At 69.8% G+C, this 16,172-nt stretch carries 13 protein-coding genes; 9 read left to right on the top strand and 4 right to left on the bottom strand.

The features are described from left to right. Both AC1DU4_RS24585 and AC1DU4_RS24580 read left to right on the top strand, forming a co-directional pair. A partial coding sequence (locus AC1DU4_RS24585; RefSeq protein WP_477844337.1) for a multifunctional oxoglutarate decarboxylase/oxoglutarate dehydrogenase thiamine pyrophosphate-binding subunit/dihydrolipoyllysine-residue succinyltransferase subunit occupies positions 1-3,433 on the top strand: 3,433 nt, incomplete at its 5' end. A 4-nt stretch (positions 3,434-3,437) separates the two neighbouring features. Next, positions 3,438-4,151, top strand: a complete 714-nt coding sequence (locus AC1DU4_RS24580) for an AAA family ATPase (protein WP_477844335.1) — start codon at positions 3,438-3,440, stop codon at positions 4,149-4,151. A gap of 9 nt (positions 4,152-4,160) precedes the next feature. Here the strand turns inward: AC1DU4_RS24580 and AC1DU4_RS24575 are convergent, their stop codons facing one another. After that, complete coding sequence (locus AC1DU4_RS24575; protein WP_477844333.1) at positions 4,161-5,300, bottom strand: LLM class flavin-dependent oxidoreductase; 1,140 nt, start codon at positions 5,298-5,300, stop codon at positions 4,161-4,163. Between the two features lie 136 nt (positions 5,301-5,436). Beyond that, positions 5,437-6,051 (bottom strand): TetR/AcrR family transcriptional regulator, encoded by a 615-nt coding sequence (locus AC1DU4_RS24570; RefSeq protein WP_477844331.1) that lies wholly within the window; start codon positions 6,049-6,051, stop codon positions 5,437-5,439. Positions 6,052-6,123: 72 nt separating this feature from the next. Here AC1DU4_RS24570 and AC1DU4_RS24565 point away from each other — a divergent pair, with 72 nt between their 5' ends. Genes AC1DU4_RS24565 through AC1DU4_RS24555 form a run of 3 tightly spaced genes read left to right on the top strand, consistent with a single transcriptional unit; the run spans position 6,124 to position 9,527 of the window. Continuing rightward, positions 6,124-7,755 carry a flavin-containing monooxygenase gene (locus AC1DU4_RS24565; protein WP_477844329.1) on the top strand — a complete coding sequence of 544 codons (1,632 nt, stop codon included), beginning with the start codon at positions 6,124-6,126 and terminating at the stop codon, positions 7,753-7,755. Next, positions 7,752-8,588, top strand: coding sequence for an SDR family NAD(P)-dependent oxidoreductase (locus AC1DU4_RS24560; protein ID WP_477844327.1), 837 nt, complete (start codon positions 7,752-7,754; stop codon positions 8,586-8,588). The genes AC1DU4_RS24565 and AC1DU4_RS24560 overlap by 4 nt, the downstream gene beginning before the upstream one ends. 6 nt (positions 8,589-8,594) lie before the next feature. Next, the gene (locus AC1DU4_RS24555) at positions 8,595-9,527 is read left to right on the top strand and encodes an alpha/beta hydrolase (protein ID WP_477844325.1); all 933 of its coding nucleotides are present in this window, start codon (positions 8,595-8,597) and stop codon (positions 9,525-9,527) included. Positions 9,528-9,601: 74 nt separating this feature from the next. Here AC1DU4_RS24555 and AC1DU4_RS24550 read toward each other — a convergent pair whose 3' ends face one another. Next, the gene (locus AC1DU4_RS24550) at positions 9,602-11,533 is read right to left on the bottom strand and encodes a vWA domain-containing protein (protein WP_477844323.1); all 1,932 of its coding nucleotides are present in this window, start codon (positions 11,531-11,533) and stop codon (positions 9,602-9,604) included. Between the two features lie 328 nt (positions 11,534-11,861). Next, complete coding sequence (locus AC1DU4_RS24545) at positions 11,862-12,464, bottom strand: glycine betaine ABC transporter substrate-binding protein (protein WP_477844322.1); 603 nt, start codon at positions 12,462-12,464, stop codon at positions 11,862-11,864. A 164-nt stretch (positions 12,465-12,628) separates the two neighbouring features. On the opposite strand from AC1DU4_RS24545, the gene AC1DU4_RS24540 reads away from it, so the two are divergent. The 4 genes from AC1DU4_RS24540 to AC1DU4_RS24525 form a co-directional block, all read left to right on the top strand. Further along, positions 12,629-13,609 carry an ABC transporter substrate-binding protein gene (locus AC1DU4_RS24540; RefSeq protein ID WP_477844320.1) on the top strand — a complete coding sequence of 327 codons (981 nt, stop codon included), beginning with the start codon at positions 12,629-12,631 and terminating at the stop codon, positions 13,607-13,609. A 14-nt stretch (positions 13,610-13,623) separates the two neighbouring features. Beyond that, on the top strand, positions 13,624-14,766 hold the full coding sequence (locus tag AC1DU4_RS24535; RefSeq protein ID WP_477844339.1) for an ABC transporter ATP-binding protein: 1,143 nt from the start codon (positions 13,624-13,626) through the stop codon (positions 14,764-14,766). Further along, positions 14,766-15,449, top strand: a complete 684-nt coding sequence (locus AC1DU4_RS24530; protein ID WP_477844318.1) for an ABC transporter permease — start codon at positions 14,766-14,768, stop codon at positions 15,447-15,449. Before AC1DU4_RS24535 ends, AC1DU4_RS24530 begins: the two co-directional genes overlap by 1 nt. Continuing rightward, the coding region (locus AC1DU4_RS24525; RefSeq protein ID WP_477844316.1) for an ABC transporter permease at positions 15,446-16,172 on the top strand (727 nt) is incomplete at its 3' end. The genes AC1DU4_RS24530 and AC1DU4_RS24525, both read left to right, overlap by 4 nt.

Raw genomic sequence — 16,172 nt, 5'->3', positions numbered from 1 at the left:
GGCCGCGGCCCCGGCCGCCAAGCCCGCCGCGGCGCCCGCCGCCAAGCCCGCCGGTGACGCAGAGGCAAAGATCCTCCGAGGCGCGGCCGCGGCCGTCGCCCGGAACATGTCCGCCTCGCTCGCGATCCCGACTGCGACCAGCGTTCGCGCCATCCCGGCGAAGCTGATGATCGACAACCGCATCGTGATCAACAACCACCTCGCGCGCACCCGCGGCGGCAAGATCTCGTTCACCCACCTGCTGGGTTACGCGATCGTGCAGGCCGTCAAGGCGTTCCCGAACATGAACCGGCACTTCGCCGAGGTGGACGGCAAGCCGAACGCGATCACCCCGGCCGGCACCAACCTCGGCCTGGCCATCGACCTCCCGGGCAAGGACGGCAGCCGCTCGCTCGTCGTCGCCGCCATCAAGGGCACCGAGTCGATGAACTTCGCGCAGTTCCACGGCGCGTACGAGGACATCGTCCGCCGCGCCCGTGACGGCAAGCTGACCGGTGACGACTTCGCCGGCGTGACCATCTCGCTGACCAACCCGGGCACCATCGGCACCGTGCACTCGGTGCCGCGGCTCATRCAGGGCCAGGGCGCGATCATCGGCGCCGGTGCCATGGAGTACCCGGCCGAGTTCCAGGGCTCGAGCGACGAGAAGATCGCCGAACTGGGCGTCGGCAAGCTGATCACGCTGACCTCGACGTACGACCACCGCATCATCCAGGGCGCGGAGTCCGGAGACTTCCTCCGGACCATCCACAACCTGCTGATCAGCGACGAGTTCTACGACGAGATCTTCCACGCGCTGCGGATCCCCTACGAGCCGGTTCGCTGGCGCAAGGACATCTCCGCCACGGCGGTCGACAAGACCACCCGGGTCCTCGAACTGATCGCGGCGTACCGCAACCGTGGCCACCTGATGGCGGACACCGACCCGCTGCAGTTCACCAAGGACAAGTTCCGGATGCATCCGGACCTCGACGTCACCACCCACGACCTCACGCTGTGGGACCTCGACCGCGAGTTCAACGTCGGCGGGTTCAACGGCAAGGACCGGATGAAGCTCCGCGACGTCCTGTCGATCCTGCGGGACGCGTACTGCCGTCACATCGGCGTCGAGTACACGCACATCCTGGACCCGAAGCAGCAGAAGTGGCTGCAGGAACGCGTCGAGGCCAAGCACGTCAAGCCGACCGTCGCGCAGCAGAAGTACATCCTGAGCAAGCTGAACGCCGCCGAGGCGTTCGAGACCTTCCTGCAGACCAAGTACGTCGGCCAGAAGCGGTTCTCGCTCGAGGGCGCCGAGTCGGTCATCCCGATGATGGACGCGGTCATCGACCAGAGCGCCGAGCACGAGCTCGACGAGGTCGTCATCGGCATGCCGCACCGCGGTCGGCTCAACGTGCTCGCCAACATCGTCGGCAAGCCGTACTCGAAGATCTTCACCGAGTTCGAGGGCAACATGAACCCGGCGGCCGCCCACGGCTCCGGCGACGTGAAGTACCACCTCGGCGCCCAGGGCACCTACATCCAGATGTTCGGCGACAACGACATCACCGTCTCGCTGACCGCGAACCCGTCGCACCTCGAGGCCGTCGACCCGGTGCTCGAGGGCCTGGTCCGCGCCAAGCAGGACATCCTGGACAAGGGCCAGGAAGGCTTCACCGTGCTGCCGCTGATGCTGCACGGCGACGCCGCGTTCGCCGGCCAGGGCGTGGTGGCCGAGACCCTGAACCTCTCGCTGCTGCGCGGCTACCGCACCGGCGGCACCGTGCACATCGTGGTCAACAACCAGGTCGGCTTCACCACGGCGCCCGAGCACTCGCGTTCCTCCGAGTACTGCACCGACGTCGCGAAGATGATCGCCGCTCCCGTGTTCCACGTGAACGGCGACGACCCCGAGGCCTGTGTCTGGGTCGCCCAGCTGGCCGTGGACTACCGCGAGCAGTTCGGCAAGGACGTCGTCATCGACATGATCTGCTACCGCCGTCGCGGTCACAACGAGGGCGACGACCCCTCGATGACCCAGCCGGCGATGTACGACGTGATCGACACCAAGCGCAGCGTCCGCAAGAGCTACACCGAGTCCCTGATCGGCCGCGGCGACATCTCGCTCAAGGAAGCGGAAGACGCCCTCCGCGACTACCAGGGCCAGCTCGAGCGGGTGTTCAACGAGGTCCGTGAGCTGGAGAAGTTCAAGCCGGAGCCGTCGGAGTCGGTGGAGCTGGACCAGACGCCGCCCGCGCGCCTGACCACCGCGGTCGACAAGGCCGTGCTCGAGCGGATCGGCGATGCGTTCGTCGACGTGCCCGAGGGCTTCAACGTGCATCCGCGCGTCAAGCCGGTCATCGAGAAGCGTCGCGAGATGTCCCGCGAGGGCAAGGTCGACTGGGCGTTCGCGGAGCTGCTGGCGTTCGGATCGCTGGTCGAGCAGGGTGCCCTGGTGCGCCTGACCGGACAGGACTCGCGTCGCGGCACGTTCACGCAGCGGCACGCGGTGCTCATCGACCGCAAGACCGGCGACGAGTACAACCCGATCTCGGCCATCGCGGCGAACGCCGGCAACGACGGCAAGTTCATGGTCTACGACTCGGCGCTGACCGAGTACGCGGGCGTGGGCTTCGAGTACGGCTACTCGGTGGGCAACCCCGACGCACTGGTGCTGTGGGAGGCGCAGTTCGGCGACTTCGTCAACGGCGCGCAGACCATCATCGACGAGTTCATCTCGTCCGGTGAGGCCAAGTGGGGCCAGCTCTCCGACGTGGTGCTGCTGCTGCCGCACGGCCACGAGGGCCAGGGACCGGACCACACCTCCGGCCGCATCGAGCGGTTCCTGCAGCTGTGTGCCGAGGGCTCGATGACCGTGGCGGTGCCGTCCACCCCGGCGAGCTACTTCCACCTGCTCCGCCGCCACCACCTCGACGGCATCCGCCGCCCGCTGGTGGTGTTCACGCCGAAGTCGATGCTGCGCAACAAGGCAGCCGTGTCGGACATCGCGGACTTCACCACCGGCAAGTTCCGCTCGGTGTTCGAGGAGCCCACGTACGAGACCGGCGGCGGCGACCGCGCCAAGGTCAAGCGCGTGCTGATGGTCAGCGGCAAGCTGTACTGGGAGCTGCTCGCGGCCAAGCACAAGGACAACCGCGACGACATCGCGATCGTCCGGGTCGAGCAGCTCTACCCGGTGCCGAGCCGTCGTATCCGCGAGACCCTCGAGCGGTACCCGAACGCCACCGAGTTCCGCTGGGTCCAGGAGGAGCCGGCGAACCAGGGTGCCTGGCCGTTCTTCGGCCTCGCGCTGCCCGAGCTGATCTCGGACAAGCTGACCGGCATCAAGCGCATCTCGCGTCGTTCGATGTCCGCACCGTCCTCGGGTTCGAGCAAGGTGCACGCCGTCGAGCAGCAGGAGATCATCGACGAGGCATTCCTGCCGACCGTCTGACACCGTGACGCTGCCACTGAGCCGGGTCGAGTTCGCTCCTGACGAGCGATTCGACCCGGCTTCGTGGTATCTGCAGGTCCCCTCGATCGCCGAGATGTGCCGGGTCGGTCTCGACTTCACCTGCCCGGTGACGGTGATCGTCGGCGAGAACGGGGCCGGCAAGTCCACGCTGGTGGAGGCGGTGGCCGGCGCGTGGCAGCGCCGCTTCCGCGGCGCCCAGGACCGGATGTGGTCGGCGGGCGGCAGCGTCGAGGACTCCGACCTGCCGCGGCACCTGCGCTGCGTCGGCGCGGAGCCGACGCCTTACGGCGGCTGCTTCCTGCGGGCGGAGTCCATGCACGCGCTCTTCGGCGACGCCGACGCCGCCCGGGTCCGGGCGAGCGACCAGGAGTTCAACGCGCTCTCCCACGGCCAGTCTTTCCTGCGTTACGTCGCGGACCGGCCGATCGGTGTGGGGCTGTGGATTCTCGACGAGCCGGAGGCGGYGCTGTCGTTCCAGTCCTGCCTGGCCCTGCTCGGCGTGATCTCGGACCTGGTCGCCGAGGGCTCACAGGTGATCATGGCGACCCACTCCCCCGTGCTCGCGTCCTGCCCGGGCGCCGAGATCTGGGAACTCACCGACGGCGGCATCGAGTGCCCGCGCTGGGACGAGCTGGACCTGGTGCGCAACTGGCGATCGTTCCTCGACGACCCGCAGCGTTTCCTGCGGCACCTGTGAGGCCGCCGGTCACAGGCGTTTGAGCCCGCGCAGGACCCGCACGAAGGGCCCGGTGCTGCGCATCCCCTCGACGAGGCTGGGGTGCACCATTCCGGCCGCGTTCAACAGCACGGCGTACTCGAGCCCGTGATCGCGCCATTCCGCCATCTGGTCGAGGATCTCGGACGGCGTCCCCACCATGTTCGCCTCCCGCTGCAGGGACCGCGGAACCGTCTTCACCTGGGCCAGGACGGTGCCCTCGTCCAGGGTCTGGGGCAGCAGGTCCTGCAGGCCCGAGAAGTCGGCGCCCATCGGATGCTCGACGCCGTGCCTCGCCCATGCCTCGGCCGGGGCGCACAGCGTGAGGGCCCGGGCCCCGACCGACCCCAGCAGCTCGTCCTCGTCGTTGGCGTGGCGCACCGGGAACACGAAGAAAACGCCCGCCGCGGTGATCGAATGAGGATCCCTGCCCGCATCGGACGCGGCCGCGCGCACCCGCTCGAGCTTCGCGCCGTAGTCCTTGGGCCGCTGCGAGAAGGTGGGGAACCACGCGTCCGCGTACCTGCCGGCGGCTCGCAACATCCGAGGCCCGTGGGCACCGACCCAGACCTGCGGCCGGGTGCCGCGGTGCGGCGGGACGTCGAAGACCGCGTCGCGCAGGGGGAAGAACTCCGACTCACGGCTCACCGGACGACCCGCCGAGCCCCACAGCAACCGGATGGTCGCGAGCGCCTCCTCGAACCGGGCGACCGGGGCGGTCCAGTCCACACCGTACGGCTCGTTGCCCTCCCGCTCGCCCGGACCGATGCCGAGGATGGCGCGTCCGCGGCTCAGCAGGTGCAGCGTCGCGGCGGCCTGTGCGGTGACCGCCGGGTTGCGCCGCCCGCTGTCGGTGACGCCGACCCCGAGCCTCAGCCGGGACAGCCTGTTTCGAGCCGCCAGGTAGCCGAGCGTCGTCCACGGCTCGTAGAAGGCGTCCATTCGCGGCACCAGCCTGGCCGCGCCGGTGTACTTCGGGCTCCAGATCGAGGACGGCAGGATGCTGATCAGGTGGTCCGGGAGCCAGAGCGAGTCCGCCCCGGCCATCGCCGCCGTGAGTTTGCTGTCGCGCAGCAGCAGGTCGGGAACGAACTTCGAGTTGAGGGCCGCCRCCATGATTCCGGTACGCATTGTCGCGCTCCTCCGCGCGATCGCCCACCCGCCGCGTGTCGGCGCCGGGCGGTCGTGCTCGTCCACCCAGCGTGCGCGCGGGTGGCCCGCCGGGCGCGAGTAGCGCGCTACTCGGATCCGGCCGCGGCCAAGTCTGTCAGGCCTGGCCCAGCAGCGCGGCCGCCACCGGCGCGGGCAGGGTCACGGCGGGCAGCGCGGTGACGATCAGGTCGATCAGCTCCTCGCGGCTGATGACAGGCTCGCGCAGCCAGCTGATCGCGGTCTCCTCCACGAACGCGATCCAGCCGCGCACGGCGAGGGCGATCCGGTCGCCCGGCTCGATGCCGAGCCGCGGGAGCTGGTCCATGATCCGCGCCGCCAGCGCCGAGCGGGTGCGCTCGAACTCGTCCCGCATCTCCGGGTCCCCGCTGGCGGCCCCGCGCAGCAGCGAGACGTAGCTGTTGCGGTTGTCGCTGACGTAGTCGACGTAGGCGACGACCGACGAGCGCAGGATCTCGAGGGGCGGCAGGGTCAGGTCCGGCTCGGTCCGCACGAGCATCTCGGCGCCGGCGTGCTGGACGATGGCGAGGTGGTAGTCGTGCTTGGACGCGAAGTAGTGGAACAGGAGCCCGCGGGAGACCCCGGCCTGGTCCGCGATCTCCTCGACCGAGATCTGTTCCAGCGGTCGTTCGGCCAGCATCCGGGCCCCCAGGTCGATCAGCTGGGCGCGCCGCTCCTCCGGGCTCATCCTGGTGCGCTTGACTGTCTCCACGGTCTGAAAGCTTACTGAATCTGAGTCAACAAGCTATTGACTGAGACTCAGTAAGCCCATACTCTTCGGTACATGAGTCTTCCGGTTACAGATAACGCCTCGGACACCACGGCTGCCGTCCGCACGGTCGACACGCTGATCATCGGTAGCGGCTTCGCCGGTCTCGGCGCCGCCATCAAGCTCACGCAGGCCGGCAAGCGGGACTTCCTCGTGCTCGAACGCGGCAGCGAGGTCGGCGGCACCTGGCGCGACAACACCTACCCCGGCGCCGCCTGCGACGTGCCCTCGCACCTGTACTCGTACTCGTTCGCCCTCAACCCCGAGTGGACCCGCTCGTTCTCCACCCAGCCGGAGATCCAGAAGTACATCTCGTCGGTGGCACACCGGTACAACGTGCTCGACAAGCACGTCTTCGGCTGCGACGTGCGGTCCGCCCGCTGGAACACGGCCACCTCCCGCTGGGACGTGCACACCTCGAAGGGCGACTTCGAGGCCAAGATCGTCGTCTCCGCGATCGGCGCCCTCTGCGAGCCGTCGCTGCCCGACATCAAGGGCATCGAGGACTTCCAGGGCGAGATCTTCCACTCCGCGCAGTGGAACCACGACGCCGACCTGACCGGCAAGCGGGTCGCGGTGATCGGCACCGGCGCCTCCGCCATCCAGATCGTCCCGCAGCTCGCGAAGACCGTCTCCAAGCTCGACGTGTACCAGCGCACCGCGCCGTGGGTGCTGCCCCGTGCGGATCGCGAGTACACCACCGTCGAACACCTCGCCTTCAAGTACCTTCCGGGCTTCCAGCGACTGTGCCGAGCCGGCATCTACTGGATGCGTGAGACCCAGGTCGTCGGCCTGGCCAAGGCGCCGGTGTTCATGAAGCCGCTGCAGTTCACCGCGCAGCGCCAGCTGCGCCGCCAGATCAAGGACAAGGACCTGCGCAAGAAGGTCACCCCGAACTTCCAGATCGGCTGCAAGCGCATGCTGATCTCGAACAACTACTACCCGGCGCTGGCTCAGGCAAACACCGAACTGGTCACCGACGGCATCGCCGAGGTCACCGCCAACTCGGTCGTCGACCGCAGCGGCACGACCCGTGAGGTCGAYGCCATCGTGGTCGCCACCGGCTTCCACGTCACCGACTCCCCCACCTTCGCCGGCATCTTCGGCAAGGACGGCCGGTCCGCCGCGGACGTCTTCGACGCCAGCGGGCAGCAGGGCTACAAGGGTTCCGCGATCGCGAACTTCCCCAACATGTTCTTCCTGGTCGGGCCGAACACCGGCCTCGGCCACACCTCGATGGTGTTCATGATCGAGTCCCAGATCAACTACCTGGTCGACGCGCTCGAGACCATCGACCGGCACGGCATCGGGACCATCGAGGTCCGACAGGACGCGCAGGACCAGTACAACCGGGAGCTGCAGGCCAAGCTCTCGCGGAGCGTGTGGAACAACGGCGGCTGCGCCAGCTGGTACCTCGACAAGCACGGCAACAACACCACACTGTGGCCGGGTTTCACCTTCGAATTCCGCAGCATGCTCCGTAAGTTCGACCTTGCCGCGTACCGCAGCGTGGCCACGAAAGACCTGCCGACGGTCGGCAGCGACATACCGGCTGCGGCCGGGGACCAGATCGCCGCAGAGATCGCGCGGGACACGGAATCCATTGTCGGCACCGCCGACGACGACGAGAAGGTTGTGGCACAGTGAGCGATTTCACCGGCAAGGTAGTGGTCATCACCGGCGCGGGATCCGGCATCGGCCGGGCCCTCGCGCTGAACCTGGCGGCCGAGGGCGCCCGGCTGGCCCTCTCGGACGTGGACATCGTCGGGCTCGCCGAGACCGTCCGGCAGGCCAAGGCGCTCGGCGCCGAGGTCAAGGACGACCACCTCGACGTCACGCAGCGCGAGGCCGTGCTCGCGTACGCCGACGCGGTCGTCGCCTACTTCGGCAAGGTCAACCAGGTCTACAACAACGCGGGCATCGCCTACCACGGAGAATTCGAGAAGTCGGATTTCAAGGACTTCGAGCGGGTCATGGACGTCGACTTCTGGGGAGTCGTCAACGGCACCAAGGCTTTCCTCCCGCACCTGATCGCGTCGGGCGACGGCCACGTGGTCAACATCTCCAGCCTCTTCGGCCTCCTGTCGATGCCCGGCCAGAGCGCGTACAACTCGGCGAAGTTCGCGGTCCGCGGCTTCACCGAGTCGCTCCGGCAGGAGATGCTCATCGCCAAGCACCCGGTCAAGGTGACCTGTGTGCACCCCGGCGGCATCAAGACCGCGATCGCCCGCAACGCCACCGCGGGTCCCGGCGAGGACCTGGCCAGCTTCGCGGAGTTCTTCGACAAGAAGCTGGCGCGGACCACGCCCGAGGACGCGGCCAAGACCATCGTGTCCGGGGTTCGCAGGAGCAAGCCGCGCGTGCTCATCGGCCTCGACGCGAAGGCCCTCGACGGCTGGGTCCGCCTGGTCGGCCCCGGCTACCAGCGCATCGTCGCGATCCTGGCGGCGCGGGTCATGCCCAAGTCGTCGGCGAAGTAGTCGACGATGCCGTACCTGCCGCGGCCGCTGGTGGCCGCCACCCTCGCGTCGTTCTACCGGGTCGCGCTGGACCGGCGGCTGCCGGTAACCGTGGCCCGGGCACTGCTCGACGCCGGTTCGGCGATCCAGACGCTGCCGTCGGGGACGGTGGCCCGCCCGCTTACGCTCGCCGGCAGGCGCGCCGAACGGGTCACGGTCGGCGCGACCGAGCGCCGCAACGCGGTGCTGTACCTGCACGGCGGCGGCTACACCCTCGGGTCCCTCGCCACGCACCGGTCGGTGGCCGCACACCTGGCTCGCGAGTCGGACACCGCGGTGTACGTGCTCGACTACCGGCGGGCGCCCGAGAACCCGTACCCGGCGGCACTGGACGACGCGGTGGACGCCTACCTGGAGCTACTACTCGAGCACGGCTACGAGGCGGATCAGGTTGCCATCGCGGGTGATTCGGCGGGCGGCGGACTCGCACTGGCCACCGCGCGCCGACTGCTCGACGCGCACGAAGTCCGCCCGGCGGCCCTCGGTCTGATCGCACCGTGGGTGGACCCCGGTGCCCGGGACGCCCCTCGCGAACGTGATCTCGTGGTCAACACCGGGTGGTCGTACCGCGCCGCCGATGCCTACCTGGGCGGGGGCGACCCGACCGATCCCGGTTACGCGCCGCTGCTCGGCGAGCTGTCCGGACTTCCACCCACCATGGTGCACATCGGCACCACCGAGGTGCTGTACCCACAGGCGCTGACGCTGGTCGAGAAGCTGCGCGCCGCAGGGGTTCGCGTGGAGTACACGGAGTACCCGGACCTGTGGCACGTGGCGCACCTGCAGGCCTCGGTCCTGCGCGAGGCCGACGAGGCCGTACGGGAACTCGGCGGCTTCCTGCGCCGCGCGTTGGAGAGTTCGACGTTGGAGAGTTCGACGTTGGAGAGTTCGACGGGCTAGCACCGAACGGGTGGTTGTCGGGTCAAACGCCGAGAGGCAACGCCGGCAACCACCCGTTCGGCCGTGCCCGCCGCCTACCTTCGGCGCCTGCGCACGACGAGCCAGCCGACGATGCCGCACAAGGCAACCCCCGCCGCGACCACCGCGATCGCTGCGGTCGACGACGTCGAGTCCGGCGTGCCCACCTCGACCGCCGCATTGTCCGCCGCGTTGTCGGGGAGGCGATCGCCGGTGGACGTGGCGCCGCCCGTCGGCGAGGTGCTTGCGCCCGCCGGCGCGGCGTTCTCCCCGAAGATCCCGGCGGCGACGGCGTCCGCGTACTTCGGCCCGTCCTCCGGCGTCCCGGTGACGGTAAGGTCCAGCTGCACCGGAACCGGCAGGTTGTCACCCTCCGCGGCGGTCGAACCCAGCTTCACCGCGATGTAGTACCACCCCGCCACCGACTGCGTCCGGTTCTCGAAGATGTCGGAGTTGCGGTTGCCGTAGCGGATCGGCACAGTCGCGAGCGCATCCTTGTTCGAGGGCAGCACCTGGTCGGTACCGGTGTACGCCGCGAAATCCGAGTCGATCCGCTCCCGCGTCGGGGAGTACAGCGCGGTGCTGACATTGGAGATGTTCTCCACCCCACGACCACCGTTCGCGCCGTAGTGCACGCGATACGCCAGCCCCTGACCCCAGTCCAGCTTGACCCGGTAGAAGACGAACTCACCCGGCTGGACCGAGTCCGTGTAGCGGCCGCTTTCGAGCGCGGACGCGACGTTGAAGGACCCGCCACCGACAGCGGGGGTGCCCGCCCCGGCGGGCCGCGTGAAGGCCGTCAGCGGAGCCACCGCAACCGGGCCGGGATGGGTGGCGGCGGGCTCGATGCCGACGAGCAGTTCCAACGGCAGCCGCTCCGGCACCCCCTGCGAGACTTTGTCCCAGGTCGGCGCGAAGTAGTAGCGTCCGCCGCCCTTGCACCTGTCGGCATCGACGTTCTTGCCGTCGCGTCTCTCGCTCGCACCCTCGAAGGCCTGGGCCACGGTGAGGGCCACCCCGTCGCTGGACTTCGTCGCCTGCTCGAACTCGAATTCGTTGCAGTCACGCCCGTCCGCGCCGTAGACCCGCAACTCGAGAACGTTGTTGTCCTTGCTGGACTCGATGTCGGGTATCCGGGGAAACGAGACGGTGCCGCTGAAGTACGCCGTGGCGCCATCCGGGATGTCGACCGCGTAGTAGCGCGTCTCCTTCTGGCCGATGGTGTCCAGGTACTGACCCGGCATCGCCACCGGGGCGGCGTCGTACGTCGGCGTGCCGGCGATCGGCGTCCCGGCCGCCTTGTAGTTGCGCAGCGCGGCAGCGGTCACCCGCGGCAGCGTCCGCTCCAGTGCCGGTCCGTCGGCTGCGTCGGTGTAGGTCCCTCCGGTGGCCTGGGCCATGCAGGTGAGCTGAGCGCGAGCCTTCCCGTCGACGGCGAAGCCGATCGCGTGCATCACCAGGTCGACGCCCTGCTTCTTCAATTCCCTGGCGACCTCACACGGATCGGGTGGGGCACAGGTGTCGTCGCCGTCGGAAACCAGCACCACCGAGCGCGGTCCCGAGGCCGGGAGCGCATCGGCGGCCTGGCGCAACGCGTTGGCCATCGGCGTCCAGCCGCTCGCCTTGATGCCGTCGATCGCGCCGGTCAGCGCGGCCCGGTCCAGGGTGTCCGGCCTGCGCAGCACCTGCACGTCACTACAGCCCTCGACCTTCTCCGCCTCGCTGCTTCCGGTGCCGGTGCCGTACACCGTCAGTCCCACCTTTGATTCGGCCGGTGCCGCGGCGACAAAGCTGCGGACGGCGTTCTTGGCCGAATCCATCATCGTGCCCGCCGGATCCGGACGCTGCATGGATCCGGACGCGTCGAGAATCAGCATGGTCGGCGCATACTGCGGGGCCGACTCCACGCTCTCCTGCGCCCGCGCGGGTTGTGCTGCCATCGACAGGCCCATCAGTCCCAGGACCACCCCCGCGGTCAGTTTGGTCATTCGCTCGGCAATTCTCGGCATCTTCCCCCGCCTGCGTTGTGTGCCTGCTGTGTCCGGTGCCCGACACTACAGACCCGATTCGCACGGTCGCACTGCTCGCCAGGCACCGGGGGCGCGGGCCCAATCACACTGCTACCCAATAACTGTGGCCCCAACGAGTTGCCCACGCATTGCGAGACCAATGCCGCCACCACCGGGCGGATCCGTACTCGGCCCCGTGAACAGTCGCTGCCGTCGCGACCTGGCAACGCCTCGATCGGGTTGCGACACTGTTGCGGTCGCCGCTGCCGGGCGGTCGGATACCGCCGGCGCACACTCGGCCGAGCCGTCAGCGCGCGGCGAGCCAGTCCGCGGCCACCTGGCCCGGGTTGCGCTCGCCGCCCCGCACGGCCTCGCCCATGTCCGCCAGCTCGGCCGAGGTGAGCTCTCCCGCAACCACATTGAGTGCCTTGACCTGAGCCTGCGTCAGCGCACCGGTCCGCATCAGCGGCACCACATTCTGCGGCTCGTCGTCGGTACCCGTCCCCGGCTCCTCGGCCGACGCGTAGTCGGACACCGAAAGACCCTCGGGCAGAGACTTGTTCAGTTCCTCGTACACCTTGTCGGGATCTGTCTCGGTGATACCCGGGTGCACCCGGTCGAGCAGCCTGCCCGTGTACTCCGGCACCAGGGTCACCGAGCCCGCGTCGAGCTCCGTCAGGTCCTGGCCCGGCGCCAGCCCCAGCCGGGTGTCCACCCGGGACCCGGTGCCGCGCAGCACTCCCGCGTAGATCTCGGCGACCACCTGGCTCTCCGCGGACTGGCCGRCCCCCACGACGATCACCGCGGACTGCTCCGGCGTCTCGACGCGGGTGGAGTCGACCGCGCAGCCCGCCTGCGATGCCAGCACCCCGGCGGTGACCAACGCGGTACCGATCAACCGAGCCTTCATCGCGCGCCACGCTCCAGTCTTTTCTCTGCCCAGCGAATGTCGCTCCTATCGTTACACTGTCCGCGAACACCATCTCGAGCGGCCGAGAGAACCGGCTCGTCGACGCCGCAGCAACCAGCCCGAATTCGGGTGGGTGCCCCCACYGGACCGACGGAAGGACCCGCATGCCGTTCTCCGCACCGCGCCCCACTCGGCGGCCCGCCCTGCGTCGATGGGTGGCGCTCGCTGCCACGGCCGTGGCCCTCACCGCGTCCGCCGCCTGCGGCGGCAACTCCGACCCGCTCGGCGGCGGTGACGGCGGCGGCGGAAACTCCGACCCGAACACGATCGTGGTGGGTTCCGCGAACTTCCCCGAGTCGGAGACGGTTGCGAACATCTACGCCGAGGCGCTGCGGGCGAACGGTTTCGACGTGAGCACCAAACTGGGCATCGGCAGCCGCGAGGCCTACATCCCGGCGGTCCGCGACGGCTCGATCGACCTGATCCCGGACTACACGGGCAACCTGCTGCAGTACCTCGACCCGTCCTCGACCGCCACCTCCGCGGCCGACGTGGACGCCGCACTGCCGGCGGCGCTCGGGGACGACCTCGCCATCACCGCACCCGCGCCCGGCGAGAACAAGGACGCCGTGGTGGTCACCCGGCAGACCGCCGACCAGTGGCGGCTCACCTCGATCGCCGACCTGGCGCCGCACTCCGCGGAGGTGACCTTCGGCGCCCCCGCCGAGTTCCAGGAACGCCCGGTCGGCCTGCCCGGGCTGGAGCGGAACTACGGGCTGGCGATCAGCCCGGGCAACTTCGTGCCGATCGCGGACGGCGGCGGTCCCGCGACCGTCAATGCGCTCGCGGACGGCAAGGTCGACGCCGCGAACATCTTCACCACCTCCCCGGCCATCGGCAAGAACGACTTCGTGGTCCTGGCCGACCCGAAGAACAACTTCCCGGCCCAGAACGTGGTCCCGGTGCTCCGCCCGGCCAAGAACTCGGACCGGCTGACCGCCGTCCTGAACGCGGTCTCCGCCAAGCTGACCACGGAAGAACTGGTGGCCCTGAACAACTCGGTGTCCGGCGACACCAAGACCGAACCCGGCGACGCGGCCCGGGTGTGGGTCGTCGCCCAGGGCCTCGACCGGCCGGTCCCCTGAGCGCTCAGGCGGCGATCAGTTTCGCCGCGGTCACCAAGCGCTACCCCGACGGCACCGTCGCGGTCGACGACCTCGACCTGAGCATCGAGCCCGAGACACTGACCGTGTTCGTCGGGCCGTCGGGGTGCGGCAAGACCACCTCGATGCGGATGGTCAACCGGATGATCACCCCCACCTCGGGGACGGTGTCCGTCAACGGCCGCGATGTGGCGCACACCGATCCGGTGTCGCTGAGACTGGGCATCGGGTACGTCATCCAGGGCGCCGGCCTGCTGCCGCACCGCACCGTGGTCGACAACGTCGCCACCGTCCCGGTGCTGCGCGGCGACTCCCGCCGCGCCGCCCGCCGGGCCGCCCTCGGGGTGCTCGAGCGGGTGGGCCTGGACCCGGCGCTGGCCGGCCGCTACCCGGCGCAGTTGTCCGGCGGGCAGCAGCAGCGCGTCGGCGTCGCCCGGGCGCTGGCCGCGGACCCGCCGATCCTGCTGATGGACGAGCCGTTCAGCGCGGTGGACCCGGTGGTCCGCCACGACCTCCAGCAGGAGATACAGCGACTGCAGGCGGACCTGCGCAAGACCATCGTCTTCGTCACCCACGACATCGACGAGGCGGTGCGACTCGGCGACCGCGTCGCGGTGTTCGGTCCGGGCGGCAGGCTCCAGCAGTACGACACCCCGCAGAACGTACTGTCCTCCCCCGCAACAGATTTCGTCGCCGAATTCGTCGGCCGCGACCGCGGCTACCGGGGCCTGTCGTTCCGCTCCGCCGACGACGTGCCGCTGCACGAGGTCCGGACCGCCACCGAGTCCGAACTGGGCGCCCTACGCCTCGGTCAGGGCGAGTGGGTCCTGGTGGTCGACGAGGCGCGCCGCCCGCACGGCTGGATCGACGTCACCGGCGTGGAGGGCATCCGCGCCGGCGCCACGGTCGCGGCGTCCACCGCGGCCGGCGGTTCACTGCTGCACCTCGGCGGCGACCTGCGGCAGGCACTCGACGCCRCCATCTCCTCGCCGTCCGGAATCGGTGTGGCCGTGGACGAGTCGGGCGCGGTGGTCGGCGGGGTGTCGGGCGCGGAGGTGATCGCCCGGCTCGCGGACCAGCGTCGGGCCGAGGACCGGGCCCGCGGGCGCCGGTTCTTCGACGACGAACCGGTCGGCTGATGCGCTGGCTGCTCGACAACTTCGACTACGTCGTCGACCTGGCCCGCACCCACCTGTACCTCGCGCTGACGCCGCTGCTGATCGGCCTGGTCGTCGCGGTCCCGGTCGGCACCGCCGTGCGTGCCGTGCCCTGGCTGCGCCGGACCACCCTGACCGCCGCGTCGATCGCCTTCACCATTCCGTCGCTGGCCCTGTTCGTGACGGTCCCCGAACTGTTCGGCCTGAGCATCCTCGACCCGCTCAACGTGGTGATCGCGCTCGCCGTCTACTCCACGGCCCTGCTGGTGCGCACGGTGCCGGAGGCACTGGACTCGGTGCCCGCCGTGGTCGTCGACGCCGCGACGGCGATGGGGTTCACCCCGCTGCGCCGGGCCCTGACCGTCGAACTGCCGCTGGCGGTGCCGGTGTTGATCTCGGGGATCCGGGTGGTCGCGGTCACCAACATCTCACTGGTGTCGGTCGGCTCGCTGATCGGCATCGGCGGGCTCGGCCAACTGTTCACCGCCGGCTACCAGCGCGACTACCCCGACCAGATCCTCGCGGGCATCATCGCGATCGTCTTCCTGGCCCTGGTGTGCGACCTGCTGCTGTACCTGGCCGGCCGGCTCCTGACGCCGTGGACGCGGTCCGCACCCGGCCGACGCGACGCCGGGCTGCTGCGGGCCACGGAGGGACCGGCATGAACCTCTTCTCTGCCGCCTTCGAGTACATCGGCGACCCCGCGAACTGGTCCGGCCCCACCGGCATCGGCGCCAGGATTCTCGAGCACCTCTGGTACAGCCTGCTGGCCCTGGTGGTCTCCGCCGCCGTCGCGGTCCCGCTGGGCCTGCTGATCGGCCACTTCCGGCGGGGCGAGGCGGTCCTCGTGGGCCTGGTCAACTCGCTGCGCTCGCTGCCCACCCTCGGCATCCTGACCTTCCTGGTGCTGATCATGGGACTGGGCCTGACGCCGCCGATCCTCGCGCTGGTGCTGCTGGGGATCCCCCCGATCCTGGCGGGTACCTACGCGGGCATCGCCAACGTCGACGCGCTGGTGGTCGACGCCGCCGAGGCCATGGGGATGACCCGGGCGCAGGTGCTGGGCCGGGTGCAGGTGCCCAACGCACTGCCGCTGATCCTGGGCGGCGTACGCAATGCGACCCTCCAGATCATCGCGACCGCGACGGTGGCGGCCTACGTGAACCTCGGCGGCCTGGGCCGGTACATCTTCGACGGCCTCGCGCTCCGGGACTACCCACGGGTGCTCGTCGGCGCCGTTCTCGTCGCGGCCCTCGCGCTGATCGTGGACGGCCTGCTGGCGCTCGCGGTGTGGGCCTCGGTCCCGGGGACCGGCCGCCTGCGCCGCCCCCTCACCGCACCGACCGTCCCCACCGGCGCCGAACCCCCCGTCAAAATCGGTCCGCAGC

The organism is Rhodococcus sp. P4_F5 (assembly GCF_056401315.1).
This window is presented reverse-complemented; position numbering and strand designations above follow the sequence as displayed.